The organism is Micromonospora chaiyaphumensis (assembly GCF_900091435.1).
In the GTDB taxonomy this organism is placed as follows: domain Bacteria; phylum Actinomycetota; class Actinomycetes; order Mycobacteriales; family Micromonosporaceae; genus Micromonospora; species Micromonospora chaiyaphumensis.
Map to the genome: position 1 here is coordinate 72502 of NZ_FMCS01000010.1, position 25581 is coordinate 98082.

A 25581-nucleotide genomic window follows, 5' to 3' on the forward strand; every position below is an offset into this window, starting at 1 on the left:
TCACTCCTCCGTGCTGATGAACACGTTCTTGACGTCGGTGAAGGCGTGCAGCGCGTCCGGACCCAGCTCCCGGCCGAGGCCGGAGCGCTTCATCCCGCCGAACGGGGTCCAGTAGCGCACCGAGGAGTGCGAGTTGACGCTCAGGTTGCCGGACTCGACCGCCCGGGCCACCCGGACCGCGCGGCCCACGTCCCGGGTCCAGATCGAGCCGGAGAGGCCGTATTCCGTGTCGTTGGCCAGGCGGATCCCGTCCGCCTCGTCGTCGAACGGGAGCACCGAGACCACCGGGCCGAAGATCTCCTCCCGCCAGTGCCGGTCGGCCGGGGAGTCGGCGAGCAGCACGGTCGGGGCGTACCAGAAGCCGGCGCCGTCGGGGCGGGTGCCGGTGAAGGCGACCTTCGCCCCGTCGACGTACCCGGCGACCCGGTCCCGGTGCCCGGCGGAGATGAGCGGGCCCATCTCGGCGCTCTCGGCGGCCGGGTCCTCCACCCGGAACGCCCGCACGGCCGGTTCGAGCAGTTCGAGGAAGCGGTCGTACACCGATCGCTGGACGAGGATCCGGGAGCGGGCACAGCAGTCCTGGCCCGCGTTGTCGAAGACGGCAGCCGGCGCCGCGGCCGCCGCCCGTTCCAGGTCGGCGTCGGCGAAGACCAGGTTGGCGGACTTCCCGCCCAGCTCCAGCGTCACCCGCTTCACCTGGGCGGCGCAGCCCGCCATGATCCGGGTGCCGACCTCGGTGGAGCCGGTGAAGCAGACCTTGCGGACCGCCGGGTGGGTGACGAACCGCTCGCCCACCACGCCGCCCTGGCCGGGCAGCACGGTGAACACGCCCTCCGGCAGGCCGGCGTCGAGGGCCAGCTCGGCCAGGCGCAGCGCGGTCAGCGGCGTCAGCTCGGCCGGCTTGAGCACCACCGTGTTGCCGGCGGCGAGCGCCGGGGCGAAGCCCCAGCCCGCGATCGGCATGGGGAAGTTCCACGGCACGATCACCCCGACCACGCCGAGCGGCTCGTGGAAGGTGACGTCGAGCCCGCCGGGCACCGGGATCTGGCGCCCGGTCAACCGCTCCGGCGCGCCCGCGTAGTAGTCGAGCACGTCCCGGACGTTGCCGGCCTCCCAGCGCGCGTTGCCGATCGTGTGCCCGGCGTTGCGCACCTCCAGCAGCGCCAGTTCCTCCCGGTGCGCGTCGACCACGGCGGCGAACCGCCGCAGCAGCCGCGCCCGGTCCCCCGGCGCCACCGCGCGCCACGTCTCGAAGGCCGCCGCCGCCCGCGCGATGGCCGCGTCCGTCTCCGCGAGGGAGGTGGCCGGTACCTCGCGCAGCGGCTCACCGGTCGCCGGATTGATCACCTGGGTCACGCGCCCCACCCTTCTCCTGGCGGCGCCCCGAGCGCAAGGTCAGAGGCGTTCGAAGCCACGCACCAGCTCCCAGTCGGTGACGGCGGCGTCGAAGGCGGCCAGCTCGATCTTCGCGTTGTTGGCGTAGTGGGCGACCACCTCGTCCCCGAAGGCGTCCTTCGCCACGGTCGAGGACTCCCAGAGCGTCAGGGCGTCGCGCAGCGTCGAGGGCACCCGCTCGGCGTCACCGTCGTCGTAGGCGTTGCCGGCGCACTCCTCGCCCAGCTCCAGCTCCCGCTCGATGCCGTGCACGGCCCCGGCCACCAGCGCGGCGATCGCCAGGTACGGGTTCACGTCGGCACCCGGCACCCGGTTCTCCACCCGCATTCCCTGGCCGTGCCCGACCAGCCGCAGCGCGCACGTGCGGTTGTCGGTGCCCCAGCGCAGGGCGGTGGGGGCGAACGAGCCCGGCTGGTAGCGCTTGTAAGAGTTGATGTTGGGGGCGAACAGGAGGCTGAACTCGCGCATGGTGGCGAGCAGCCCGGCCAGCACCCGCTGCCCGGTGGCCGACAGGTTGGCCGGCCCGTCGCCGAGCATGGCCGAGCGGCCGTCGGCGCCGCGCAGCGAGAAGTGGATGTGGCAGGAGTTGCCCTCCCGCGCATTCGGCTTGGCCATGAAGGTGATCGACATGCCCTCCTGGGCGGCGATCTCCTTCGCCCCGTTCTTGTAGATGACGTGATGGTCGGCGCAGGCCACCGCCTCGTCGTAGCGGAAGGCGATCTCGTGCTGGCCGAGGTTGCACTCGCCCTTGGCGCTCTCCGGGGTCAACCCGGCGCCGGCCATCTCGGTGCGGATCCGGCGCAGCAGCGGCTCGACCCGGGCGGTGCCGAGCAGCGAGTAGTCCACGTTGTACTGGTTGGCCGGGGTCAGCTCGCGGTAGCCGCGCCGCCACGCCTCCTCGTACGAGTCGCGGAACAGCACGAACTCCAGCTCGGTGCCCGCGTACGCGGTCAGCCCGTGGGCGGCCAACCGGTCGAGCTGGCGGCGCAGGATCTGCCGGGGCGAGGCGACCACCGGGCCGGAGCCGTCCAGCCACTCCAGGTCGGCCAGCAGCATCGCGGTGCCGGGCTGCCAGGGCACCCGGCGCAGCGTGTCCAGGTCGGGCCGCATGGCGAAGTCGCCGTAGCCGCGTTCCCAGCTCGACATGGCGTAGCCGTCGACGGTGTTCATGTCGACGTCCACGGCGAGCAGGTAGTTGCAGCCCTCGCTGCCGTGCGCGACCACCTGGTCCAGGAAGTAGGGCGCGTGGAACCGCTTGCCCTGGAGGCGGCCCTGCATGTCGGTCAGTGCGAGCACCACCGTGTCGATCTCGCCCTCGGCGACCGCGACGCGCAACTGTTCCAGCGTGAGCGGAGCTTTCCTCATCGGCGCGCCTCCATCACCAAGGTCTACTGGCAGAACCGGATCACCGTCAATGCCCCCTGCGGCCACCGTCGCAAACGCGATCGGCCGAGGGCGGACGCCCGGCCACTCCGGCAACGCCACGAGCCCGGCGATCTTCCGCGCCGGCTTCCCGGCCGAACGCGCGGTCGAGCAGGATCAGCTCATGATCAGCGATGTGCACCGGCTCCAGCGCGCCTTCGACGAGGCCGAGTTGCGCGCCGACACCGACGCGTTGAACGCGTTGCTGGCCGAGGACTTCAGATCCATCGGCGAGCAGGGCCACCTGCTTGACCGGGCAGGGTGGATCGCCAAGTTCGCCGAGTTCTCCTACACCAGCGGGCGACCGACGCCGACCGCACGGTTGGCCGGTCAGCCGGCGTAGTGGGGTTCGCTGATCCGGCGGCGGAACTCGGCGAGTGCGGTCTGGAAGACGTCGTTGAGCCGCTCGAGCTCGGCCTCGGCCGGTTCCCGCCGCAGCCCCACCTCGATCTTGAAGTCGCCGTCCACGATCGCCACGTCGAGGCGATCGAGCAGGTCGGCGGGAAGCCTCGTCATGACGAACTCGCGGAACGCGTCGGCGATCGTGCCCGGCATGTCGCCGCACCCGCAGGTGCGGCCGTCCAGGACCGCACCGAGGTGGCTACGGCCGACGATCGCGTCCGGGTGGACGGGATCCATGACGGCGAGGCCCTCCTCCAGGACCGAGCGGGCCTCCGACAGCCGTCCCTCGTGCTGGAGGAACAGGCCGAGGGCGACGCCGGCCCGCCCGACCGTGTCGTGGTCGGCGCCGCGGCGCGCCTGGTTCACCGCCTCGACCAGCCGCTGCTCCGCCGGGCCCACCTGGCCGGCCTCCTTCAGCGCGAGACCCCAGTTGCGCAGCACCTGGCTCCGCAGCTCCGGACGACCGATGCGCTCCGCCCGCGCGTCCGCCGCGGCGTACGTGCGCAGACCCGCCTCGGTGTCGCCGGCTTCGTCCTGACCCATCGCCAGGCCGAGCGCCGCCATCAGCGCCTCCTCCTGCCGGCCCTGGCGGTCGTACGACGCGAGCACGCGCCCGATCGCCTCGATCCGCCCCGCCTGGTCACCGAGGTCACGACCGAGGTTCGCCAGCACGGACAGGGCGTTGAGCGTCGCCTGGTGGTCGACACCGAGCCGTTCCCTTAAGGCCGTGACCAGGGCGGTGAGCAGGGGCTTGGACGCCGGATCGCTGCGGTCCAGCAGCTGGATGACGACCTGGCCGACCTGCTCGACGACCTCGTCCGGCAGTTGGTGCAGGCCGACGAAGAGCGGCTCACGGGTGCCAGCGGCGTGCACGATCGCTGCTCGCAACGCCAACGCGGAGGCCACCCGCTCGTGCCCGTTGCGCCACAGATTGGCCACCGCCTCCTCGACGACCTGCCGGGCACCCGCCAGGTCGCCACGCTGCCGCAGCAGGTCGGCCAGCGGTTCGAGGCCGAACGCGTACCCGGCGTGCTCGCGACCGTAGAAGGCGAGCCGCTCCTGGACGCCCTGGCGCAACTCCGTCTCGGCCTCGTCGAATCGTCCGGCCATCCGGAGCGCCAGGCCCAGATTGAGTCGGTAGGTCAACTGGTCCTTGTGGGACTCGTGATCGCGTGGCGGCACGGAGACGGCACGGCGGAAGCACTCCACCGCGCGGTCGAGCTGGTCGGCGTTGAGCAGCACGTTGCCGAGGTCGCACTGCGCCGAGGCCCATTCCGGGCTGCCGTGACCGTGCCGGTCCGCGGCGGCCTGCAGCTCGCGCGTCATGAGGTTCTCGGCGTCGCCCATGCGGCCCTCCCGCAACAGCGCGAAGGCCAGCTCGACCGGAGTGAGGGGTGTCGTCACGAGCCGCAGTCTAGGGTCCGCCCCCCGACGTTCGCGGCCCCGCGACGCCTCGCGTGGCACGACAACCCGGGTGCGGGTGTCGGCCGGACTCGTGTTGACTCGGGCGGTGGATCGTCAACGGCTCAGCAGCATCGCGCACTCGCACCACCCGATCGCGGCCCCGATCTTCGGCGTCAACGTCAACCGGCTCCTGCGCCGGGCGGGCCGCCAACCGGCGGCTCGGATCCTCGACCTCGGCTGCGGGGAGGGCGCGTGGGCCCTGCAGGCCCTGGCCCACTACCCGGACGGGCACGCGGACGGCGTGGACGTCAGCCCGTACGCCCTCGAACGCGCCGCCGGCGCCGCCGCGGCGCGCGGCCTCGCCGACCGGCTCACCCTGCACGAGCGCGACGCCCGGACGTACGTGCCGGACGGCGACTACGACCTGGTGCTGTGCGTCGGGTCGACACACGTGTTCGGCGGATTCGGCGAGACGCTGAAGCTGGCCGGCCGGCACGTGAACGCCGACGGCATCCTCATGGTCGGCGAGGGATTCTGGCAGGTCCCGCCGACGCCGGAGGCACTCGCCGCGCTCCACGCGAAGCCGGAGGAGTTCACGGACCTCGCCGGCCTGGTCGACGCCGCCGAGCAGGCCGGCTGGACGCCGGTGTACGCCCATGTCAGCGACGCCGCCGAGTGGGACGACTACGAATGGTCGTGGGTCGGCTCGCTCACCGAGTGGGCGCTGGACAACCCCGGCCATCCGGACGCCGCCGACGCGCTGACCGTCGCCCGGGAGCACCGCGACCAGTGGCTGCGCGGGTACCGCGACGTTCTGGGCTTCGCGACGCTGGTGCTCCGCCGGAGCTAATCGTGGTGCGGCATTGATCTTCACGTGGCCATACTGGTGACCATGAAGCTTGCTGAGGCTCTTGCGCTGCGTGCGGATGCGGCGCGTCGCGCCGAACAACTCCGTGCCCGCATCGCCGCCAGCGCCCGCTACCAGGAGGGCGAGGCACCCGCTGAGGACGCCGCCGCTCTCCTGGTGGAGGCGGGCGAGGTGCTCGGCGAGTTGGAGGTCCTGATCCGGCGGGTCAATCGGACCAACGCGGCCACGGTGGTGGAGGGTGGCACGCTCACCGACGCCCTGGCCCGCCGCGACGTTCTTCGCCTGCGGCACGGCGTCGTCACGTCCGCCGCCGCCGCGGCAGCCGGGGAGGGCCAGCGCGGGTACCGGCAGCTGCGGTCGGAGCTGAAGATGATCCCGGCACTGCCGGTGGCGGAACTGCGGCGCCAGGCCGACGACCTCGCCCGGCAACTTCGCGAGGTCGACACGCTGATCCAGCGGACGAACTGGGAGGTCGACCTGCTGGACTGAGCGGTTGCGGAGCAGGTAGCCGACGTGGAGGCGTGCACGAACCCGAGGGCCGGCGGGTATTCCGGCTCCTTCCTGGCGCGCCGCGGGCAGGCGCAGGGGTTCGACTCCCCGGCATACGACGCACGCCCAGCACAGCACACAGGTGACGGCGCACAGGGCACGGCACACCACCGGGTGCAGATCCACGACGGTGAGGGTGGGACAGGGGTCTTCCGCAACCCGCCGGTCAGGTCTCCGTGACCAGACGGCTCTCCCAGGCCCAGGCGGCGATCTCGGTGCGGTTCCGCAGCTGGAGCTTGTCCTGGATGTTGGCCACGTGGGCCTTCACCGTGCTCAGCGAGATGAACAGTTCCTGCGCGATCTCCTGGTTGGTGCGTCCCCGGGCGAGGCGCTTGATCAGCTCGATCTCCCGGTCGGTCAGCGGTGTCGCGGGGCGGCGCGGCGATCGGACCGCGATCGGCCCGAACTGCTTCAGCAGCCGCATCGTGATCGACGGCGAGATCATCGCGTCACCGGCGTGCGCCGCCCGTACCGCCTCGGCCAGCAGGGCCGGCCCCGAGTCCTTGAGGATGAACCCGACCGCCCCCGCACGGAGCGCGCCGTACACGTACTCGTCCAGGTCGAAGGTCGTGATGATCACGACCCGCAGCGGGTCGCGGACGGCGGGGCCGGCGAGCGCGCGGGTCACGTCGAGGCCGTCCAACCGGGGCATCTGGAGATCGACCAGGCAGACGTCCGGGCGGAGTTCCCGGGCGAGGCTGATCGCCTCCGGGCCGTCAGCGGCCTCGCCGACCACCGTGATGTCGGGCTGGCTCTCCAGCAGCAGCCGAAGGCCCTGGCGGACGATCGCCTGGTCCTCGGCGACGAGCACGCGGATGGTCATGACCCTCCCGGCGCCGGGATGGTGGCCTCGACCGTCCATCCGGTCGGTGTGCGCGGACCGGCGCTCAGCTCACCGCCGAGGGCGGCGGCTCGCTCGCGCATGCCGACCAGGCCGTGACCGTCGGGGCGGGCGGTGCGGCCGGGCTGACCGTCGTCGGCGACGCGGAGCCGGATGGTCCGCCGGTCGTGGGCCAGCGTCACGGTGACGGTACGTGCGTCGCGCGCGTGCCGGGCCACGTTGGTCAGCGCTTCCTGCACGATCCGGTAGATGCCGACGGTGGTCGCCGACGGCCAGTCCGCCGGCACGGGGCCGTCGGGCAGGTCGAGGGCCGCGCGGACGCCGGTGCCGTCGAAGCGGTCCACCAGCTCGGCCAGCGAATCCGGCACGGGTACGACCTCCGGCTCGTCGTCGCGCAGCAGCCGCACCACCTGGCGCAGGGAGGCGAGCGCCCGCGCACCCGCCGTCTCGATCTCGGTCAGGGTCGCCCGGGTCGTGGACGGGTCTGCGGCGGTGGCGAGCTGCGCGACCTGAGCCTGGATGATCAGGCCGGTCAGGTGATGGGCCGCGACGTCGTGCAGGTCACGGGCTAGGGCCAGTCGTTCGGTACGCCGTACCCCGTCGACCACGGCCCGCCGCCGTGCGTCGCCGACCCGCCGCCACAGGCCCACCGTCACCGCGACCACCCAGCCGGCCACCATGATCTTCATGGCCGTCAGCGCGTTCGGGATGTCCTGCGCCAGGTAGGTCGCGTACCGCTCGACGGTGCCGGCGGCGACCGCCCCGGAGCCGGCGGCCACCGCGACGACGCTCGCCGACCCGGGCAGGTGCCGCACTGCGGAGGCGACCACCACCAGTAGCGCCAGGGCGGCGATCGGGGCGGGTTGACCCTGCCGGCCGGTCCGCCAGTCGATCAGCTCGGCGACCGCGCACAGGACGATCGCCGCGGCCGCCGCCCGCGCGGGGAACCGGCGTCGCAGCACCGCCGCCCCGCAGACCACTGCCGTGATCAGCACCAGCGCCACACCCACCGGCCAGGCCGGGCGGCGACTCAGCGCCACCGCCACCTCAAGGGCGAGGCCGGCGGCGAGCAGCACGGCGAGCGCGGCCTCGACGAGCACACCCGGCATGTCGGCCCGGCGCGGGGCGATGCGCCTGCCCGCGAGAATCATGATGCCTCTCATGCCCGATCCGCAGCAGCGCCTCGTCATCGCGGGCGCCGCAGCGGCGGCCGCTGCCACCACGTCACCCAACGCCACAGCCACTCGACCGGCCCCTGCCGGCACCGGCGCAGCCAGACTACCGACCATCCCCACTGCACACAGAGGACCGTCGCGGCGACCGCGACCACCCCGCCGACCGGCCAGCGGTCCGGCTCGCCGACCGCACCCGAGATCGCCAGCACGAGCACCGTGGCGGTCAGGTAGTTCGTCAGCGCCATCCGTCCCAGCGGCCGGAACACGGCGGTCAACGGCCCGGCCAGCCGCGTCCCGAGCAGCAGCACCAGCCCGCACACGTAGGCACCGGCGGTCAGCAACCCGGCCGCCGGATAGGCGACCCGCGCCGCACCGCCGTCCGCCCGCAACTGGAGCACCGTCACGGGCACGGCCGCAAGAGCGAAGATCAACCCCACCAGGGCAGTGGTACGCGGGCGCGAGCCGAGCCTTGCCACCACGCCGTACCGGGTCAGTGCCGAACCGAGCAGGAACAGACCGGGAACCAGCGAGTACCAGCCGCCGAGCAGCGCCACCGACACCACGATGAGCACCCCGGCGGCGACCGCCACCACGCGCCGCGGCAGCCACGTGGAGGGCAGCAGGACCAGCAGGCCGAGCGCCGCGTACACCGTGAGGATGTCGCCCTTCCACAACAGGAGGAAGTGGAGCAGGCCCACGGCCAGCAGCGCCAGCATCCGGCGCAGCAGCACCACCCGCGGTTGCCGGGCCCGCGCCTGCGCCGACTCCAGCAGGAGCGCGAAGCCGACGCCGAACAGCACCGAGAAGATCGGGAAGAACCGCTGGTCGACCAGCAGGTGCAGCACTGTCGCCGCGGTCGTCTCCGGTCGCCGCGCGGTGCCGAGGTCGCCGCCGCGGTGGGCGATCGGCTGCACGTTCGCCAGCAGGATCCCGCACAGGGCGAAGCCCCGGAGCACATCGAGCGCGACGATCCGCTTCCGTGCCCGTGGCTCGGCGGATCGCGGCCGGCCGCCGTCGATGGTGTCGACATCTCCCACACCGTGTCGTGACATGCCCCGAGCCTGGCCGAGTGACCGTCCCCGCCCCTCGGCCACAAGTTCACGCCGGCGCCCGAGCCGTCGTACTTTCGGCCATTCGGATCCGGCGGCCCGCCCCGTGCCCGGGTAGGCAGCCGGGCCCGGCCGGAACGTAGGGTCGGGCCCATGCTCGAGTCACAACGCGAACGTGTGCCGCTCAACGACGGCGGCGAGATGGATACGGCAGTGGCGTTTCTGTCCTTCGCCCGGTCCTGCGTTCTGAAGAAGGTCGCCGGGCTGGACGACGAGCAACTGCGACGACGCCTGGTCGTGTCCGACACGACGCTGCTGGGGCTGGTGCAGCACCTGACCGACGCCGAGCGCTACTGGTTCGGATACACGCTGGCCGGCGACCGGCGGCACGCCGATGTCGACTTCGACATGGTGGTCGCCCCGGACCGGTCAGCGGATCAGGTCATCGCCGGCTACCGGACGGCGATCGCCGAGAGTGACGCGCACATCCGCGCCGCCGGCGGTCTCGACGCCCGCACCGCTCAACCCGTGAACGACGCGCCGGTCACGCTTCGCTGGGTGCTCGCCCACATGACGAGCGAGACCGTCCGGCACGCGGGGCACGCCGACATCCTGCGGGAGCTCGTCGACGGCGCCACCGGCCGCTGATCGGGCAGTGCCGGCGCGATCGTCAGGGCGGGCGCGTTGTCCTCGCATGCCACTCGGGACCCGCAACTTTCACCGGACGAGGCAGAACGGGTGGCCGGCGGGGTCGGTGAAGACCGTGAAGCGTTCGCCGCCGGCGCTCAGCCGGCGGGCACCCAGTGCCACGGCCCGCGCCTCGCCGGCGTCGAGGTCGTCGACCCAGAGGTCGAGGTGGGCCTGCTGGGGGTGTGCGGGATCCGGCCAGCGGGGCGGGGCGTAGTCGTCGACCTGCTGGAACATGAGGTTCCTGCCGCCACCGGCGATGAGCGCGCCCTCGGGCCCGTCGTAGGTGACCGCCATGCCGGTGAGGTCGGCGTAGAAACGGGCCAGGGCTGACGCGTCGGGTGCGTCGATCGTCACCGCGAACAGCCGCAGCACCCGGCCCACCCCCTCGGCCCCGCAGAGGTCGAACGGGTGGCCCGCCGGGTCGGCCAGGGTGATCCAGGTCGGTCCGTCGGCCAGCCGGGTGGCGCCGAGGCCGACCGCCCGTTCGGCCTCCGCCCGGGGGTCGTCGGTCTGCAGATCGAGGTGGAACTGCTGCGGGTGCTCGTGCCCGGGCCACTGCGGCGCGACATGGTCGGGTGCGTGCTGAAACTCGATCTCCTGACCGTCAGGAGCCCGAAGGCCGAACCGGTCGGGGTCCCGGCGGACGACGTCCCAGCCGGTGAGCCCGGCGTAGAACGAACCGACCCGGTTGATGTCGGCCGCGTCGAAGATGGCCAGGTCCAGACGGGCTGTCACGGTGGTCATGGTCGATTCCAATCCCTTGCCAGCGGGCCGTGCACGAGGAGTTCGTGGTGCTTCTCGCCGGCGCCGGGTGACCCGGCGCCGGCGAGAAGGGATCAGGCCGGTTCGTCGGCCGGTGCCGGGCGCTGTTCCGGCACGTCGACGGTACGGCGGGGGCCGGTGAACCACTTCCGGGCGGAGGCGTACCACCAGACGGCCACGCCGAGCAGCACCCCGCCGATGGCGAGCGGGGCGTAGTTGACGGCCGTCCAGGTGAAGTCCGCGTTGCCGGGCACGCCGGCCGGCACGATCGGCAGCACGAAGTAGACGCTGATGATCGCGATCTCGATAACGGCGATCCAGCCGAGCAGCTTGTACCGCCGGCCGAGCGTCCACGGGCCCGGGACGAACCGGTCCCCCATCCGCAGCCGCAGGAAGATCGGGATGAGGAAGGACAGGTACAGGCCGATCACGGCGACCGAGACCACCGCGTAGAAGGCGACCGGCACGCCGGCCTTCTGGTAGAGCGCCGGCAGGGTGAGCACGAGCCCGGCCAGGGTGGCCGCGACGATCGCGTTGACCGGGGTGCCGTTGCGGTTCACCCGGGACCAGAGCCGCCAGCCCGGCACCGCGCGGTCGCGGCTGAAGGCGTACGCCATCCGGGACATCGAGGTCACGCAGCTCATCCCGCAGAAGAACTGGCCGATGGTGGAGATGATGATGACGGCCTTGAAGAAGAACGGGGTCAGCGCCGACTCGAAGATGGCCCCGGAGAAGCCGCCCGCCGAGTTGATGGCGTCGACGTCGGTGGCCGCGAAGAGGAACGCGAGCAGCAGGATCCAGCCGCCCACCGCGGAATAGAAGATCGACCGCCAGAGGCCCTGGGCGGCGGCCTTCGAGGCCCCGCGGGTCTCCTCCGAGACGTGCGCGCAGGCGTCGAATCCGGTGATCGTGTACTGGGTGAGCAGGAAGCCCAGCGGCAGCACGTAGAACCAGAAGGTGAGCCCGCCGGTGTCGCCGTCGCCGAAGCCGGAGTTGTTGAACCGCTCGGTGAAGACGAACTTGAAGCTCTGGTGGTCGTCGGGGACCAGGAGCAGGATCAGCACCACGGCGGCCGCGCCGGCCACGTGCCACCAGACCGAGACGTTCTGGAGTACGTCGATGACGCGGTGCCCGTAGATGTTGATGAGCCCGTGCAGGGCGAGGATCACCACGAACAGCCCGAAGGTCTGGTGCGCGGTGCCGGCCCACCCGTCGAAGAGCGCCGACAGGGTGAGGTTGAGGAAGGTGGCGCAGCCGTAGTCGACCGAGGCGGTCACGGCCACCAGGCCGATGAGGTTGAGCCAGCCGGTGAACCAGCCGTGCACCGGCCGCCCCATGGTGGCGGCCCACCAGTAGATGCCGCCGGCGGTCGGGTAGGCCGACACGAGCTCGGCCATGCAGAAACCGATGATCAGGATGAACAGCGAGATCAGCGGCCAGCCCCAGGAGATGGCGACCGGCCCGCCGTTGTTCCACGCCTGGCCGAAGGTGGTGAAGCAGCCGGCCAGGATCGAGATGATCGAGAACGAGATGGCGAAGTTGGAGAAGCCGCTCCACTTGCGGTGCAGCTCCTGTTTGTAGCCGAGTTCAGCGAGCCGTCGGGCGTCGTCGTCCATCGGATGCTCGGCGGTCGGCGCGGGCGTCGTGGCCACTGCACACCTCCTCGAGGTGGATTCCCCGGTGCGAGTGGGCAAAGTGTGATCCCGTCGATCAAGGCGGTCAATACGGCAGGCGTGGGAATCTCACGGCCGGCACGGCTAATTGCGTTGCCGCCCGAGGTCACTCCGGGGCATCCTTGAGCCCGTGACCAGGCCCGATCCCGACGGGCCACCACCGGGCGCTCGGCACCGCCCGGCTCGCGGCGGCGCGAGGCGTCCACCTCTCTCTCACTGAAGTACGGCGGTTCGCCGTACCCCCGGACGCCCGCGCCGCCGCTCCCTACTCCCCGAGAGTGCGCACCAGGCCCGGCGCGGCGACGTCGACCGGCAGTCCCGGTCGGCGAGCACCCGCGCCCGCAGCAGCGGTTGGAGGTCCGCGCAGTGGTCCGGGTGGCCGTGGCTGACGTACACCGTCTCGATCCGTCAGGCGAACAGCAGCCCCGCCACCCAGAGCACGGCGATGACCAGCCCGGCCAGGAACTCGACCAGCATGGACAGCCCGGCCGCCTTGAGCGCCTGCACGGTGGCCGGCCAGGCGAGCTGGTTGCTGCCCAGCCGCAGCCGCTCCGCGCCCCAGATCCCACCGACGAAGCCGATCGGCAGCCCGACCACCGGGATGACGACGAAACCGACGAGGCCGAGCACTCCTCCCGCGAGCAGCGACGACGTCGGTACGCCGGTCCGCTTCAGGTTCCGCCCCGGCCAGAGGTACTTGACCACGCCGCCGCCGACGGCGACCACGGTGGCGGCGGCCAGCACCGCCCAGCGGCCCGGCCCGGCCTGGCCGAAGAGCGCCCACACGAGCACGCCGCCCCAGCACAGCGGCAGCGCCGGGAGCCCGGGCACCACCACCCCGGCCAGTCCGGCCAGGATGGCCAGCGCGGCCACCACCGACACCACGGCCTGCGAATCGCCCAGGCTCACCGCGTCTCCTCCCCGACCTGCGCCTGCCCCGCGCGCTGCTCCGGAAGGCGCGGAGGGGTCCCCTGGGCCCCTTCCTCACCCTCGAGCCGCCTGCGAATGTCGGCCGCGGGCACCGGCGGGCCGAACCAGCGGCCCTGCCCGGTGTCGCAGCGCAGCGACCGCAGCCGCTCGGCCTGCTCCCCGGTCTCCACCGCCTCGGCGGTCACCCAGAGTTCCAGCGCATGGGCCAGCCGCACGAGGGCGTCCACGATCCGTTCGTCGCGGTGGTCGGCGACCACGTCCGCGCCGTCGCCCCGGATCCCCTCGACGAACGGACCGGCCAGCTTCAGACAGTGGATCGGCAGCCGCCGCAGGTACGCCAGGTTCGAGTAGCCGGTGCCGAAGTCGTCGATGGCCAGCCGGATCCCGAGGTCGGCGAGCTGGTGCAGGGCGCGCAGCGACTCCCCGGCGGTGCCCATCACGGCGCTCTCGGTCAGCTCCAGCTGCAGCAGTTCGGCGGGGAGCCCGGTGCGCTGCAACGCCTCGGCGACGGTCTCCACGATGGCCGGGTCGTCGGCCTGCCGGGCGGCCAGGTTGACGTTGACCATCAGCCGCGCCTCCGGGTACGCCCGCCGCCAGCTCTCGGCGTCGCGGCACGCCTGCCGGAGCACCCAGGCGCCGAGCCGGACGATCAGGCCGGTCTCCTCGGCCAGCCCGATGAACCGGTCGGGCCCGATCAGCCCCAACTCGGGGTGCTGCCAGCGGACCAGCGCCTCCACGGCCACCATCGAGCCGTCGAGCAGCGAGACGATCGGCTGGTAGTGCAGCACGAACTCGCCCCGGTCCAGCGCGGCGGGCAGGTTGGCGGCCAGCGCGGAGCGGGCGATGTCGGCGGCGCTGCGCTCCGGGTCGTAGACCGCCCAGCGGCCGCGCCCCTCGGCCTTGGCCCAGTAGAGCGTGGTGTCGGCGGCCTTCATGAGCTCGGAGACGCTGGTCTCGGCGGCCGGGCACTCCACGATGCCGATGCTCGCCGAGACGGCGAGCTGCTGGTCGCCGACGTGCACGGGGGCGGAGACGGCGGCCAGGGCCAGCTCGGCCACCTCCACCGCGTCGTCGAGGCCGCCGTCGGAGTCGACGAGGATGACGAACTCGTCGCCGCCCATCCGGGCCACCAGGTGGCCGCGGCCGGACACGCAGTCGGCCAGCCGCCGGGCGATCACCTTGAGCAGCCGGTCGCCCAGGTCGTGGCCGAGGCTGTCGTTGATCGCCTTGAAGCCGTCCAGGTCGATGAAGCAGAGCCCGACCCGCTGCTCCGGCGCGGCGGTGTCGAAGACCTGGCCGAGCGTCTCGAAGAAGAGCGTCCGGTTGGGCAGGCCGGTGAGCGGGTCGTGCAGCGCCTGGAAGCGCAGCCGCTGCTGGAGCTGGTAGCGCTCGGTGATGTCCTCGATCATCGCCACGGTGAAGCGGGGGCGGCCGTCGTCGTGGCGGATCAGCGAGACGGCCAGGTCGGTCCAGACCACGCTGCCGTCCTTGCGGTAGTAGCGCTTCTCCACCCGGGCGCTGTCCCGCTTGCCCTCGACCAGTTCCTGGTAGAGCTCCCACATGCCGGCGGCGTCGTCGGGGTGGAACAGCCCGTCCACGGTCAGCTCCCGCAGCTCGGCGGCGGAGTAGCCGAGCATGTCCGCGAAGGACTGGTTGACCTCGATGATCCGCCCGTCCACCCCGGCGATGCCGATGCCGATCGCCGCTCCGGTGAAGACCGCCCGGAACCGCGCCTCGCTGTCCCGCAGCGCCTGCTCCACCGCGTCCCGGGCCTGCCAGGCCGAGCGGGCGATCCGCTCCTGCTGGCTGAACACCCGGTCCCGCAGCGCCCGGCCGAAGCCGGCGGCGAACGCGCCCTGCAGGGCGGCGATCCGCTCCCGCACCTCGGGCGGCTCGACCCGGGCGGGCAGCACCCAGGACAGGAAGCGGTCCCCGAGCGCCCGCACCGACCAGTCGAGCACCCCGGGCTCGGTGAGGTGCGCCTCGACCAGGGCCCGCCCGACGTCCTCCGCCGGCTGGGCGGAGAACACCGGTGCGAGCAGCGCCCGGCCGAGCCGGACCGTGTGCGCGAGCAGCAGCCGCTCGGTCTCGGCCGCGCTCAGCGGCACGAAACCGATGCGCCGCACCGCCCGGGCCCACTCGGCGGCGTACGCCGCGGCGCCCGGGCGGCTGAGGTCGTCCCCGTCGGGGTCCGGGGCGCGCATGTCGGCTCAGCCGGCCGTCCGGTCGTGCCGGGCGACGCCGCCGAACGCCCCGAACCGCTCGGGGTGCTCGTCCACGTCGGACGGCGAGTCGGGCCGCCAGAGCGGCATGTGCACGACGCCCGGTTCGAGCACCGTCCAGTCGCCGAAGTAGCCGGTGATCTCGGCTCGCGAGCGCAGCGTGATCTCGGTGGCGGTGCGCGCCGACAGCCGCTGCGCGTCGAGCATCTCCTGCGGCTGGTCCTCGAAGGTCGAGTGCGAGATGACCAGGAAGCTGCCGGGCGCCGCGGCCGACCGCAGGGTGGCCAGGATGTCACCCGGCCGGTCCTCGTCGGGGATGAAGTGGACCACCCCGGCGAGCAGGATGCCGAGCGGGCGGTCGAAGTCGATCAGGCCGCTGGCGCGGGCCTGGTCGAGGATCAGCTTCGGCTCCCGCAGGTCGGCCAGGATGGCGGTGGCCCGGTCGTTGCCGGCGAGCAGGTCCCGGCTGTGCGCCACGGCGACCGGGTCGATGTCGACGTAGACGATGCGGGCCTGCGGGTTGGCCGCCTGGGCCACCTCGTGCACGTTGCCGACCGTGGGAATGCCCGAGCCGATGTCGAGGAACTGGTCGACGCCGGCGTCGAGCAGCACCCGGACGGCCCGGCGCAGGAACTCCCGCCCGGAGCGCATGGTGGCCGCCAGGTTCGGCGTCATGGCGGCGATCTGCTCGGCGAGCTGCCGGTCGATCTCGAAGTTGTGCGCGCCGCCGAGGAAGTAGTCGTAGACCCGGGCCGCGCTCGGCCGGCTCAGGTCGATCTCGGCGGGAAGTCCGTCCGGCGTCTGCATCGCTCGGTCCCCCAGGTCGTCGCCGCGGTGAGCGGACGCCCGGACGCGGGCGGCCCGCATGAGTGGTGTGGTCCACACCACTCTATGCGGGCGCGCTCGCGAAGGGGAGATCCACTCTCGACGGTACGCCCGCCCGCCGTCAGGCCGCCGACTCCAGCAGCAGCGAGATGCCCTGCCCGACGCCGATGCACATGGTCGCGAGGGCCCGCCGCCCGCCCCGGCGGCGCAGTTCCAGCGCGGCGGTGAGGGCCAGCCGGGCGCCGCTGGCGCCGAGTGGGTGGCCCAGCGCGATGGCCCCGCCGTTCGGGTTGACGTGCTCGGCGTCCTCGGGCAGCCCCAGCTCGCGCAGCACCGCCACCGACTGGGCGGCGAACGCCTCGTTCAGCTCGATCACGTCGACGTCGGCCAGGTCCAGGCCCTGCCGGTCGAGCAGCTTGCGGGTGGCCGGGACCGGCCCGATGCCCATGATCCGCGGTGGCACGCCCGCGGCCGCCGCCCCGGTCACCCGGGCCAGCGGGGTGAGGCCGTAGCGCTCGACGGCGGCCGCGGAGGCGACGAGCAGGGCCACCGCGCCGTCGTTGACGCCGGAGGAGTTGCCGGCGGTCACCGTGCCGCCCTCGCGGAACGGGGTGGGCAGCGCGGCGAGTTTCTCCAGCGACGTCTCCCGGGGGTGCTCGTCGACCTCGACGAGCTTCGTCTCCCGCTTGCCGGCCGGCACGGTCACCGGCACGATCTCCTCGGCCAGCCGGCCGTCGGCCTGCGCCTTGGCGGCGCGCTGCTGGGAGCGGAACGCGAACTCGTCCTGCGCGGCCCGGTCGACGCCGAAGTCGGCAGCCACGTTCTCCGCGGTCTCCGGCATCGAGTCGATGCCCCACCCCTTCTTCATCAGCGGGTTCACCAGCCGCCAGCCGATGGTGGTGTCGTAGACCTCGGCGGTGCGGGCAAACGCGGTGGTGGCCTTCGGCATCACGAAGGGCGCCCGGCTCATGCTCTCCACCCCGCCGGCGATCAGCAGGTCGGCCTCCCCCGCCACGACGGCGCGGGCGGCGGTGGCGAGGGCGTCCAGGCCGGAGCCGCAGAGCCGGTTGACCGTGCTGCCCGGCACCTCCTCGGGCAGCCCGCCGAGCAGCGCCGCCATCCGGGCCACGTTGCGGTTGTCCTCGCCGGCCTGGTTGGCGCAGCCCAGGATCACGTCGTCGGTGCGGGCCCAGTCCACCGAGGGGTGCCGCGCGACCAGCTCGCGGATCACGTGCGCGGCCAGGTCGTCGGGGCGTACCCCGGCGAGGGCGCCGGCGTACCGGCCGATCGGGGTGCGGACACCGGCCACGAGGTATGCGACGGTCATCGGCGCTCAGTCCTTCGGGGGTGGGCGAGGGGTGGCGGCGGGTCGCCCGCCGGGTCACGGGGACGCCCGGCGCCAGGATATCCGCGCCCGGAACGGATAGGTTGGCCGCATGGCCCGGGCCCAGTTCAGCGCAGAGACCGCCGGCGGCGGGGCGTTCGTCCGCCAGCCCAACCGGTTCACCGGTCGGGTCACCCCGCACTCCACCTCACTCGAGGGCGGCGGCCCCGACGACCAGGACCGGTGGCCGCTGGAGGCGGGCCGCTACCGGCTCATCTGGTGCCGGGCCTGCCCGTGGGCGCACCGTGCCCGGATCGTGCGCGGCCTGCTCGGGCTGGACGAGGTGATCTCGCTGGGCACGGTCGACCCGATCCGGGACGAGCGGGGTTGGCGGTTCAGCCTCGACCAGGACGGCTTCGACCCGGTGCTCGGCATCGGGTACCTCAGCGACGCCTACCTGTCGACCGACCCGGACTACACCGGCCGCGTCACCGTGCCGGCGCTGATCGACACGGTCACCGGTCGGGTGGTCACCAACGACTACCCGCAGCTCACCCTCGATTTCTCCACCGAGTGGCGGCGGTTCCACAAGCCGGGCGCGCCGGATCTCTACCCGGTCGAGCTGCGCCCCGAGATGGACGCGCTCATGGCGGAGATCCACCGGGACGTCAACAACGGTGTCTACCGGTGCGGCTTCGCCACCTCCCAGGAGGCCTACGACGAGGCGTACCGGGCGCTGTTCACCCGGCTGGACGTGCTGTCCGAGCGGCTGTCCGAGCGGCGCTACCTCATGGGCGAGCAGATCACCGAGGCCGACGTGCGGCTGTTCACGACGCTGGTCCGCTTCGACGTGGCGTACCACGGGCACTTCAAGTGCAACCGGCAGAAGCTCACCGAGATGCCGGTGCTCTGGGCGTACGCCCGGGATCTGTTCCAGACGCCGGGCTTCGGCGAGACGGTCGACTTCGACCACATCAAGCGGCACTACTACGCCACCCACGAGATGATCAACCCGACCCGGATCGTGCCGCTCGGTCCGGACCTGTCCGGCTGGACCACGCCGCACGGGCGTGGCTGACCCCGGCGTCCTCCGGGCCGCCGCCGCGTCCGCCGCCGCCGGCTGCACCGTGGCCGGGGTGGTCGCCGTGACGGTCGCCGTGGTCGCCGGTCCCGGTCCGGGCCTGACCGGGTACGTCAGCGAGGCCGGCGTCACCGACAGCGGCTACGCCGGGGCGTACCGGATCGGGGTCTTCGCCCTGGCGGCGGCGCTGCTGCTGCTCGCCGCGGCCCTGCCCCCGGCGCTGCGGACGGCGGCCGCGCTGCTCGTGGCCGGCGCCGCCGGCACGGCGCTCTCCGGGGCGGTGACCTGCTCGACCGGCTGCCCGCTGCCGCCCTTCGAGGCCGCCACGGTGGCCGACCTGGTGCACGGCGGCGCGAGCATCGCGGCCACGGCCGCCGTGGTCTTCGCCATGCTGGCGCTGGTCCTCGCCCCGGCGGCGGGGCGGGCGCTGCGCCGGGTCGCCGCGGTGGGCGCGGCCCTGGCGCTGCCGCTGTCCGGAGCGGTCGGGCTGGCCATGCTGCTGGCCGGGCGCGGCGGCCTGGTCGGGGTGCTGGAACGGCTGCTGCTCACGGTGGCGGCCGGCTGGGGGCTGGTCACCGCCGCGGTGCTGGGCCTGGGGCAGCGGCGCGCGATCGTGACGAACGGATCGCCGGGGCGTGAACCCGGCCTGTAAGGATCGTCACGCCGATCGCTCCTTCCACCTCGACGGCGGCCGGGAGTAGCCTCGCCAGGCGATGACCAACGTCTGGCACCTCACCGTGCGCCTGTACGTCGACCTCCGACGGCAGGCCAGCGGCATCTGTCCGGCGCAGCCGCTCTCCTGACGCTGCCCCGTTCACCCACCACCAGACCTTGGACACATTCCCATGGCTTCCGCCCTGCGCAAGATCCCCTTTTCCGTGCAGATCCTGCTCGGCCTCGTCCTCGGCGTGGCGCTCGGCTTCCTCGCCCGCGCCAACGACCTCGCCTGGCTGACCACCACCCTCGACACCGTCGGCGGCCTCTTCGTCCAGCTGCTCAAGCTGGCCGTGCCGCCGCTGGTCTTCACCGCCATCGTGGTCAGCGTCGTCAGCCTGCGCGGCGTGGCCAACGCCGCCCGGCTGGCGCTCAAGACGCTGCTCTGGTTCGGCATCACCGCCCTGATCTCGGTGGCCATCGGCATCGGCCTCGGCCTGCTCACCAACCCGGGCAAGGGCGTCACCCTCGACCTGGCCGGGGCGACCGCGCCGAAGAAGTCCGGCTCCTGGACCGACTTCCTCACCGGCATCGTGCCCACCAACCCGGTCGGCGCGTTCGTCGAGGGCAACGTCCTCCAGATCGTCTTCCTGGCCCTGGTGATCGGCGCCGCCGCGCTGCTCATCGGCGAGGCCGCCGAGCCGTTCGTGACCCTCAACCGCTCGGTGCTGGCCATCGTGCAGAAGGCGCTCTGGTGGGTCATCCGGCTCGCCCCGATCGGCACCCTCGGCCTCATCGGCAACGCCGTCGCCTCGTACGGCTGGGACCTGCTGGCCCCGCTCGCGAAGTTCACCACCGCCGTCTACGTCGGCTGCGCCATCGTCCTGTTCGTGGTCTACCCGCTGGTGCTGGTGACCGCCGGCCGGCTCAACCCGGTGCGCTTCTTCGCCGGCGCCTGGCCCGCCATCGAGCTGGCCTTCGTGTCCCGCTCCTCGGTGGGCACCATGCCGGTGACCCAGCGCTCGGTCGAGCGCCTCGGCGTCCCCCGCGAGTACGCCTCCTTCGCCGTGCCGTTCGGCGCCACCACCAAGATGGACGGCTGCGCCGCCATCTACCCGGCCCTCGCCGCGATCTTCGTGGCGCAGGTCTTCGGGGTGCACCTCGGCGTCACCGACTACCTGCTGATCGCCTTCGTCTCGGTGGTCGGCTCGGCCGCCACGGCCGGCCTGACCGGCGCGATCGTCATGCTCACCCTGACGCTCAGCACGCTGGGCCTGCCGCTGGCCGGCGCCGGCCTGCTGCTGGCCATCGACCCGATCCTGGACATGATGCGCACCGCCACCAACGTGGCGGGCCAGGCCCTCGTGCCGACCGTCGTGGCCGCCCGCGAGGGCACCCTCGACCGGACCGCGTACGACTCGGCCGGCAAGCGCGACCTGGTCGACGCTCCGGAGCGTGAGCAGCTCACCCCCGCCGCCGCCTGACCGGCCGTGACCGTCGGGGGGAGGGCTCCGGCCCTCCCCCCGACGCTTGTTGAAGGATGACCGTATGAGTGCCCTCTTCACCCCGCTCACCCTGCGCGGCGTCACCCTGCCCAACCGGGTGGCGCTCGCCCCCATGTGCCAGTACAGCGCCGGGCCGGACGGCCTGCCCACCGACTGGCACCGCGTCCACCTCGGCTCCCGCGCGGTCGGCGGCGCCGGACTGATCCTCACCGAGGCGACCGCCGTGGTGCCCGAGGGCCGGATCAGCCCGCAGGACACCGGGCTCTGGTCCGAGGCGCACGTCGAGGCGTGGCGGCCGATCGCCGCCTTCATCACGGCCCAGGGTTCGGTGCCCGCCGTGCAGCTCGCGCACGCCGGGTTCAAGGCGTCGACGTACCGGCCGTGGGCGGAGCACAAGGGCGGTGTGCCGGACGCCGAGGGCGGCTGGAGTCCGGTCAGCCCCAGCGGCGAGCCGTTCCTGCCCGACTACCGCACCCCCACCCCGCTCGACGAGGCCGGCATCGCCGGCGTGGTCGAGGCGTTCGCCGCCGCCGCCCGCCGGGCCCTCGACGCCGGCTTCGCCGCCGTGGAGATCCACGCCGCGCACGGCTACCTGCTGCACGAGTTCCTCTCCCCGCTCACCAACCACCGGACCGACGGCTACGGCGGCGACCGCGCCGGCCGGATGCGCCTGACCCTGGAGGTGGCCCGGGCGGTCCGCGCCGCGGTCGGCGAGGCAGTGCCGGTGCTGACCCGCATCTCCGCCACCGACTGGGTGGACGGCGGCTGGACCGTCGAGGACAGCGTGGTGCTCGCCGGCGAGCTGGCCGCCGCCGGTGTGGACCTCGTGGACACCTCCTCCGGCGGCGCCGCCGCGCGGGCGAACGTCCCGATCGGCCCCGGCTACCAGGTGCCCCTCGCCGCCCGGATCCGCCGCGACGCGGGCGTGCTGACCGGCGCCGTCGGCCTGATCGTCGAACCCGAGCAGGCCGAGCAGATCGTCGAGACCGGCGAGGCGGACCTGGTCCTCCTGGGCCGCGAACTCCTGCGCGACCCGTACTGGCCCCACCGCGCCGCCGCCAAGCTGACCCCCACCCCCACCTGGCCCAACCAGTACACCCGCGCCTTCTAACCGCCCACCGACCCACCCACCCACCCCCCGCGCGCTGCGGACCCAGGGCGTTGATCATGAAGTTAGCGGCAGAGTCCGTCCGATTTGTCGCCGCTAACTTCATGATCACCGGGGCGGGCGCCGCGGACGTCAGCCGGCCAGGTGGCCCCAGCGGGACTCCAGGTCGCGCCACGGGCCCTGGGCCGCCGCCGTGCCGTCGACCAGGACCACCACGTGGTCCGCGCGCACCAGCGCCGCCCGCTTCGCGGTCGAGCCGACCACGGTCACCCCGTGCTCGCGCAGCGCCGCCCAGAGCGCCAGCTCCGTCGTCACGTCCAGGGCGGACGACACGTCGTCGGCAACCAGCAGTTCGGTACGCGGCGCGAGCGCCCGGGCCAGCGCCAGCCGCTGGAGCTGGCCGCCGGAGAGCCGGGTGCCCTTGTGCCCGATGAGCAGCCCGAGCCCGCCCCCGGCGGCCGCCAGGTCGTGGTCCAGCTGGGCGGTCGACACCGCGCCGGCGGCGTCCACCTGGTGGCCGAGCGCGATGTTGTCGGCCACCGTGCCGGACAGCACCCGGGGCAGCTGCCCCACGTAGCCGACCTGGTTCGGGCGCAGGAACAGCTCCGGCTCGGTGACCGGCTCGCCGTTCCAGCGCAGCGCGCCCGTGTGGTGCACGATCCCGGCGAGAGCCCGCAGCAGCGACGACTTCCCCGCGCCGACCGGCCCGACCACCAGCACCAGCTGCCCGCGGTCGACCGTCAGGTCGACGTCCCGGACGGCGAGGGTGCCGTCGGAGTGCAGCGCGCCGAACCCGGCCAGCTCCAGCCGCCGCAGCGGGTGCCGCGGCGGCGGTTCCGGCGCCGGAGCGGTGCCGGCGGCCAGGTCCAGCCCGGGCACCGTCGCCGAGTAGGTGGCCACCCCGCTCATCGCGACCGTCCGCCGGGTCCACACGCGGGCCGACGGGTAGTGCGAGACCAGCGACGCGGTGGTCCAGGCGAACCAGCGGGCCGCACCGAGGGTGGAGACCGCGACCAGGGTGGCACCGGCGGAGAGCCCGCCGGCCAGGTAGAGCGCCCAGGCCCCGATCGGCAGCAGGCCGCTGGCGATCGACGGGGTGGACCGGGCCCACACCTGCATGGCGATCTCCCGGCGCTGCCGGTCGCTGCGCACGGTGTCCAGCTTCGCGAGGTGGTGCAGCACCGGGCGGGTCGCGCCGGCGAGCTTCACCGTGCGGGCGGCAGACAGCGAGGAGACCAGGGCGGTGGCGAAGGCGGCGCGCGCCTTGACGGTGCCGGCGGCCGTACGCTCCAGCCGGGGCCCGAACAGCGTCGCCGCCAGGCCGGAGACCACCATGGTCCCCACGAAGAACAGCGCCGGTACGACGCTGCCGGTCACCAGGGTCATGGTGATCACGATGGCCAGCGAGATGAACTGGTCCATGAGGTTGTCGGCGAGCTGCACGACCCGGTCGGTGTCGCCGCCCTGGGCCACCACCTCGGCCGGGGTGTGCCCGCTGACCCGGCGCGCCCCGGTCTGCCCGTGCACCAGCCGCGCGCTGATCCGCAGCATCTGCCGGATCCACCACTGCGGGAACCAGAGGTTGGTGAGGTACGGCAGCGGCAGCACCACCAGCAGCGCGGCGACGATGCCCAGCGCCGGCAGCCACGGGTCGCCCCCGCCGACCACCTCGGCCCAGAGCCAGGGCAGCACCGAGCCGTCCAGCCCGAGCAGGGTCAGCACGATGAACACGCAGATGGAGAGCAGCCCGTACCGCGGGTCGTTGGTGCCGAGCCGCAGGATCTCCCGCAGGGTCCGCGCGGGCGGTGGGGCGGGCAGCGGCGGCGGGTCGGTGCGCGGCACCGCGACCGGGCGCGGCGCGGTGGCCGGCTCGGTCGACTCGGCCGGTTCGTCGGGCCAGCCCTCGGGACCGTCCAGCAGCTCGACGCCGCCGCGGCGGGCGCCCGTGCCCACGTAGGCGCTGGCGTGGCTGGTGGCGAGCAGCTCGGCGAAGCGGGCCGACTCGCGCAGCGGTCCGGCCTCCAGCACGGCGCCGTCGGCCATCACCACGACCTCGTCGCAGCGGCGCACCGAGGAGAGCCGGTGCGCGATGACGATGCCGATCCGGTCGGTGAGCAGCCGCTCGGTGGCCTGGCGTACCCGGTTCTCGGTGACCGGGTCGAGCCGCGCGGTGGCCTCGTCGAGGATCACCACGTGCGGGTCGCGGACCAGGATCCGGGCGAACGCGACGAGCTGCTCCTGCCCGGCGGAGAGCACGTGCCCGCCCTCACCGAGCCGGGTGTGCACACCGTCGGGCAGCTCGGCGATCCAGCCGGCGAGCCCGAGCTCCTCCAGCGCCCGGGTGGCGTCGTCGAGCAGGTCCGGGTCGAAGAGCGCGACGTTCTCGGCGAGGGTGCCGGCCAGGATCTCGGTGCGCTGCGGCACCACGGCGATCCAGCGGCGCAGCGCCTCGACGTCCAGGTCGACCAGGTCGGTGTCGCCCAGGAAGACGGTGCCGGACGGCACGTCCACGGCCCGGGTGAGCACCTTGGCAAGCGTCGACTTGCCGGATCCGGTGCGGCCGACCAGGGCGTACGAGCGGCCGCGGGCGAAGCTGAGCGTGACGTCGCGCAGCGCCGGGCCGCGATCCTCGCCGGTGGCGGGGTAGCGGAAGGTCAGCCCACGCACGGTCAGGTCCCCCTCGGCCGGGGTGACCCCGCCGCTCGGCTCCTGCCGCGAGTCGGCGAGAAGTTGGACCCGGGCCCACGCGCCGAGCGCCTGCTGCAGGTGCGGCACCCAGCGGGCGATGTGTTCGACGGTCGCGCCGAAGGCGAGGGCGAGCAGCCAGATCGCGGTGAGCCGGGCGGCGTCGACCCGGCCGGTGGCCAGCGCCCACGCCCCCGCCAGGACCACGGCGGCGATGCCGACCCGGACGCCACCGGCGGCCAGCGCGGTGACCCGGGCGGACAGCCGGAAGACGCGCCCGCCCCGGGAGATCACCTCGGCGGCCCGCCGGGCGTAGAGGCGCAGCACGTACGGCCGGGCCAGGCTGGTGCGCACGTCGTCCTGGCCGTGCACCGCCTCCTCCATGACGGCGGCCAGGTCGGACCAGGCCTCCTCCTCGACCATCCGGGCCGGTGCGATCCGGGCGGTGGGGCGGCGCAGCGCCACCCCGAGCAGGGCGGTCAGCAGGATCATGCCGACACCCGCCGGCCACCAGAAGGCCAGGGCGCTGACCGTGGCGAGCAGGCAGACGGCGACGCCCTGGACGAGCCGCACGCCGGTGTTCCGCATCTCGGCGGCGACCTGGTAGACGTCGTTGTCGATCCGGTCGAGCAGCTCGCCGACCGGGGTGGTCTCCAGGGTGGGCAGGTCCTGCCCGAGCGCGACCCGGCAGAGCCGGCGCCGGACGTCGGCGGACCAGTCGGCGGTGAGGCCGGCCATCAGCAGGCCGATGAGCAGGTCGGTGACCACGGCGGCGACCAGCGCCACGGCCAGCGCGGTGAACCAGCCGGACGACCGGTGCACGAGCACCGGCCCGGCCAGCGCCGAGGCGGCGGCCTGGCCACCGGCGCCGAGGAGGATCAGCAGCAGGACGGCCGCCATCCGGCGCGGTGCGGTGGCCCAGAGGTCGCGGAGCAGGCGCATGGACAGTCCTCCGGACTCGGGTCGGTGGGGGCGGTGCCCCCAGCCTCACCCGCCGGGCCCGGCGGCTCAAACGAT

The 25581-nt window shown here is 73.4% G+C and carries 20 protein-coding genes and 1 pseudogene; 8 read left to right on the forward strand and 13 right to left on the reverse strand.

The window, feature by feature from the left end; genetic code table 11:
• Positions 1 to 1356, reverse strand: coding sequence for an aldehyde dehydrogenase family protein (locus tag GA0070214_RS24460; protein WP_091268579.1), 1356 nt, complete (start codon positions 1354 to 1356; stop codon positions 1 to 3).
• A gap of 39 nt (positions 1357 to 1395) precedes the next feature.
• Positions 1396 to 2760 carry a glutamine synthetase family protein gene (locus GA0070214_RS24465; protein ID WP_091268581.1) on the reverse strand — a complete coding sequence of 455 codons (1365 nt, stop codon included), beginning with the start codon at positions 2758 to 2760 and terminating at the stop codon, positions 1396 to 1398.
• 49 nt (positions 2761 to 2809) lie between these two features.
• On the opposite strand from GA0070214_RS24465, the gene GA0070214_RS32615 reads away from it, so the two are divergent.
• Positions 2810 to 3160 carry a nuclear transport factor 2 family protein gene (locus GA0070214_RS32615; protein WP_244167837.1) on the forward strand — a complete coding sequence of 117 codons (351 nt, stop codon included), beginning with the start codon at positions 2810 to 2812 and terminating at the stop codon, positions 3158 to 3160.
• Here GA0070214_RS32615 and GA0070214_RS24475 read toward each other — a convergent pair.
• Positions 3148 to 4623: a tetratricopeptide repeat protein gene (locus GA0070214_RS24475; protein ID WP_091268584.1), complete on the reverse strand. Its 1476-nt coding sequence runs from the start codon at positions 4621 to 4623 to the stop codon at positions 3148 to 3150. The two genes, GA0070214_RS32615 and GA0070214_RS24475, sit on opposite strands and share 13 nt — an antisense overlap.
• A 106-nt stretch (positions 4624 to 4729) precedes the next feature.
• On the opposite strand from GA0070214_RS24475, the gene GA0070214_RS24480 reads away from it, so the two are divergent.
• On the forward strand, positions 4730 to 5473 hold the full coding sequence (locus GA0070214_RS24480; RefSeq protein WP_091268586.1) for an SAM-dependent methyltransferase: 744 nt from the start codon (positions 4730 to 4732) through the stop codon (positions 5471 to 5473).
• A gap of 42 nt (positions 5474 to 5515) precedes the next feature.
• On the forward strand, positions 5516 to 5980 hold the full coding sequence (locus GA0070214_RS24485; RefSeq protein ID WP_091269015.1) for a DIP1984 family protein: 465 nt from the start codon (positions 5516 to 5518) through the stop codon (positions 5978 to 5980).
• A gap of 226 nt (positions 5981 to 6206) precedes the next feature.
• On the opposite strand, the gene GA0070214_RS24490 is transcribed toward GA0070214_RS24485, so the two are convergent.
• From GA0070214_RS24490 to GA0070214_RS24500, 3 genes are read right to left on the reverse strand one after another with little or no spacing between them, the layout of a single operon-like run.
• On the reverse strand, positions 6207 to 6863 hold the full coding sequence (locus tag GA0070214_RS24490) for a response regulator (protein WP_091268588.1): 657 nt from the start codon (positions 6861 to 6863) through the stop codon (positions 6207 to 6209).
• Entirely contained in the window at positions 6860 to 8044 is a 1185-nt protein-coding gene (locus tag GA0070214_RS24495; protein WP_139141903.1) for a sensor histidine kinase, read from the reverse strand. The genes GA0070214_RS24490 and GA0070214_RS24495 overlap by 4 nt, the downstream gene beginning before the upstream one ends.
• Before the next feature lie 23 nt (positions 8045 to 8067).
• Positions 8068 to 9108, reverse strand: a complete 1041-nt coding sequence (locus tag GA0070214_RS24500) for a DUF418 domain-containing protein (protein ID WP_091268592.1) — start codon at positions 9106 to 9108, stop codon at positions 8068 to 8070.
• A gap of 150 nt (positions 9109 to 9258) precedes the next feature.
• On the opposite strand from GA0070214_RS24500, the gene GA0070214_RS24505 reads away from it, so the two are divergent.
• Positions 9259 to 9753, forward strand: coding sequence for a DinB family protein (locus tag GA0070214_RS24505; RefSeq protein WP_091268594.1), 495 nt, complete (start codon positions 9259 to 9261; stop codon positions 9751 to 9753).
• Between the two features lie 69 nt (positions 9754 to 9822).
• Here GA0070214_RS24505 and GA0070214_RS24510 read toward each other — a convergent pair whose 3' ends face one another.
• From GA0070214_RS24510 to pcaF, 6 genes are all read right to left on the reverse strand, one after another.
• Entirely contained in the window at positions 9823 to 10530 is a 708-nt protein-coding gene (locus GA0070214_RS24510) for a VOC family protein (RefSeq protein WP_139141904.1), read from the reverse strand.
• A 101-nt stretch (positions 10531 to 10631) separates the two neighbouring features.
• Positions 10632 to 12209 carry an amino acid permease gene (locus GA0070214_RS24515; RefSeq protein WP_091268597.1) on the reverse strand — a complete coding sequence of 526 codons (1578 nt, stop codon included), beginning with the start codon at positions 12207 to 12209 and terminating at the stop codon, positions 10632 to 10634.
• A gap of 429 nt (positions 12210 to 12638) precedes the next feature.
• Positions 12639 to 13139 (reverse strand): DUF456 domain-containing protein, encoded by a 501-nt coding sequence (locus tag GA0070214_RS24520; RefSeq protein WP_091268599.1) that lies wholly within the window; start codon positions 13137 to 13139, stop codon positions 12639 to 12641.
• The gene (locus GA0070214_RS24525; protein WP_091268601.1) at positions 13136 to 15364 is read right to left on the reverse strand and encodes a putative bifunctional diguanylate cyclase/phosphodiesterase; all 2229 of its coding nucleotides are present in this window, start codon (positions 15362 to 15364) and stop codon (positions 13136 to 13138) included. Before GA0070214_RS24525 ends, GA0070214_RS24520 begins: the two co-directional genes overlap by 4 nt.
• Positions 15365 to 15370: 6 nt before the next feature.
• A complete protein-coding gene (locus tag GA0070214_RS24530) occupies positions 15371 to 16189 on the reverse strand; it encodes an SAM-dependent methyltransferase (RefSeq protein WP_091269017.1) in 819 nt (272 codons plus the stop codon).
• A gap of 139 nt (positions 16190 to 16328) precedes the next feature.
• Positions 16329 to 17534: a 3-oxoadipyl-CoA thiolase gene (gene pcaF, locus GA0070214_RS24535; protein ID WP_091268602.1), complete on the reverse strand. Its 1206-nt coding sequence runs from the start codon at positions 17532 to 17534 to the stop codon at positions 16329 to 16331.
• A 109-nt stretch (positions 17535 to 17643) separates the two neighbouring features.
• On the opposite strand from pcaF, the pseudogene GA0070214_RS24540 reads away from it, so the two are divergent.
• The 4 genes and pseudogenes from GA0070214_RS24540 to GA0070214_RS24555 all read left to right on the forward strand — a co-directional run bounded on the left by GA0070214_RS24540 (position 17644) and on the right by GA0070214_RS24555 (position 21882).
• Positions 17644 to 18680 (forward strand): annotated as a pseudogene (locus GA0070214_RS24540) (glutathione S-transferase family protein).
• Positions 18659 to 19264, forward strand: a complete 606-nt coding sequence (locus tag GA0070214_RS24545) for a DUF998 domain-containing protein (RefSeq protein WP_377462508.1) — start codon at positions 18659 to 18661, stop codon at positions 19262 to 19264. Before GA0070214_RS24540 ends, GA0070214_RS24545 begins: the two are co-directional and overlap by 22 nt.
• Positions 19265 to 19469: 205 nt before the next feature.
• Entirely contained in the window at positions 19470 to 20750 is a 1281-nt protein-coding gene (locus GA0070214_RS24550) for a dicarboxylate/amino acid:cation symporter (protein ID WP_208602898.1), read from the forward strand.
• Positions 20751 to 20814: 64 nt separating this feature from the next.
• A complete protein-coding gene (locus tag GA0070214_RS24555) occupies positions 20815 to 21882 on the forward strand; it encodes an NADH:flavin oxidoreductase/NADH oxidase (protein ID WP_091268607.1) in 1068 nt (355 codons plus the stop codon).
• A 129-nt stretch (positions 21883 to 22011) separates the two neighbouring features.
• On the opposite strand, the gene GA0070214_RS24560 is transcribed toward GA0070214_RS24555, so the two are convergent.
• Positions 22012 to 25506, reverse strand: coding sequence for an ABC transporter ATP-binding protein (locus GA0070214_RS24560; RefSeq protein WP_091268609.1), 3495 nt, complete (start codon positions 25504 to 25506; stop codon positions 22012 to 22014).
• Between the last annotated feature and the right edge of the window lie 75 nt (positions 25507 to 25581).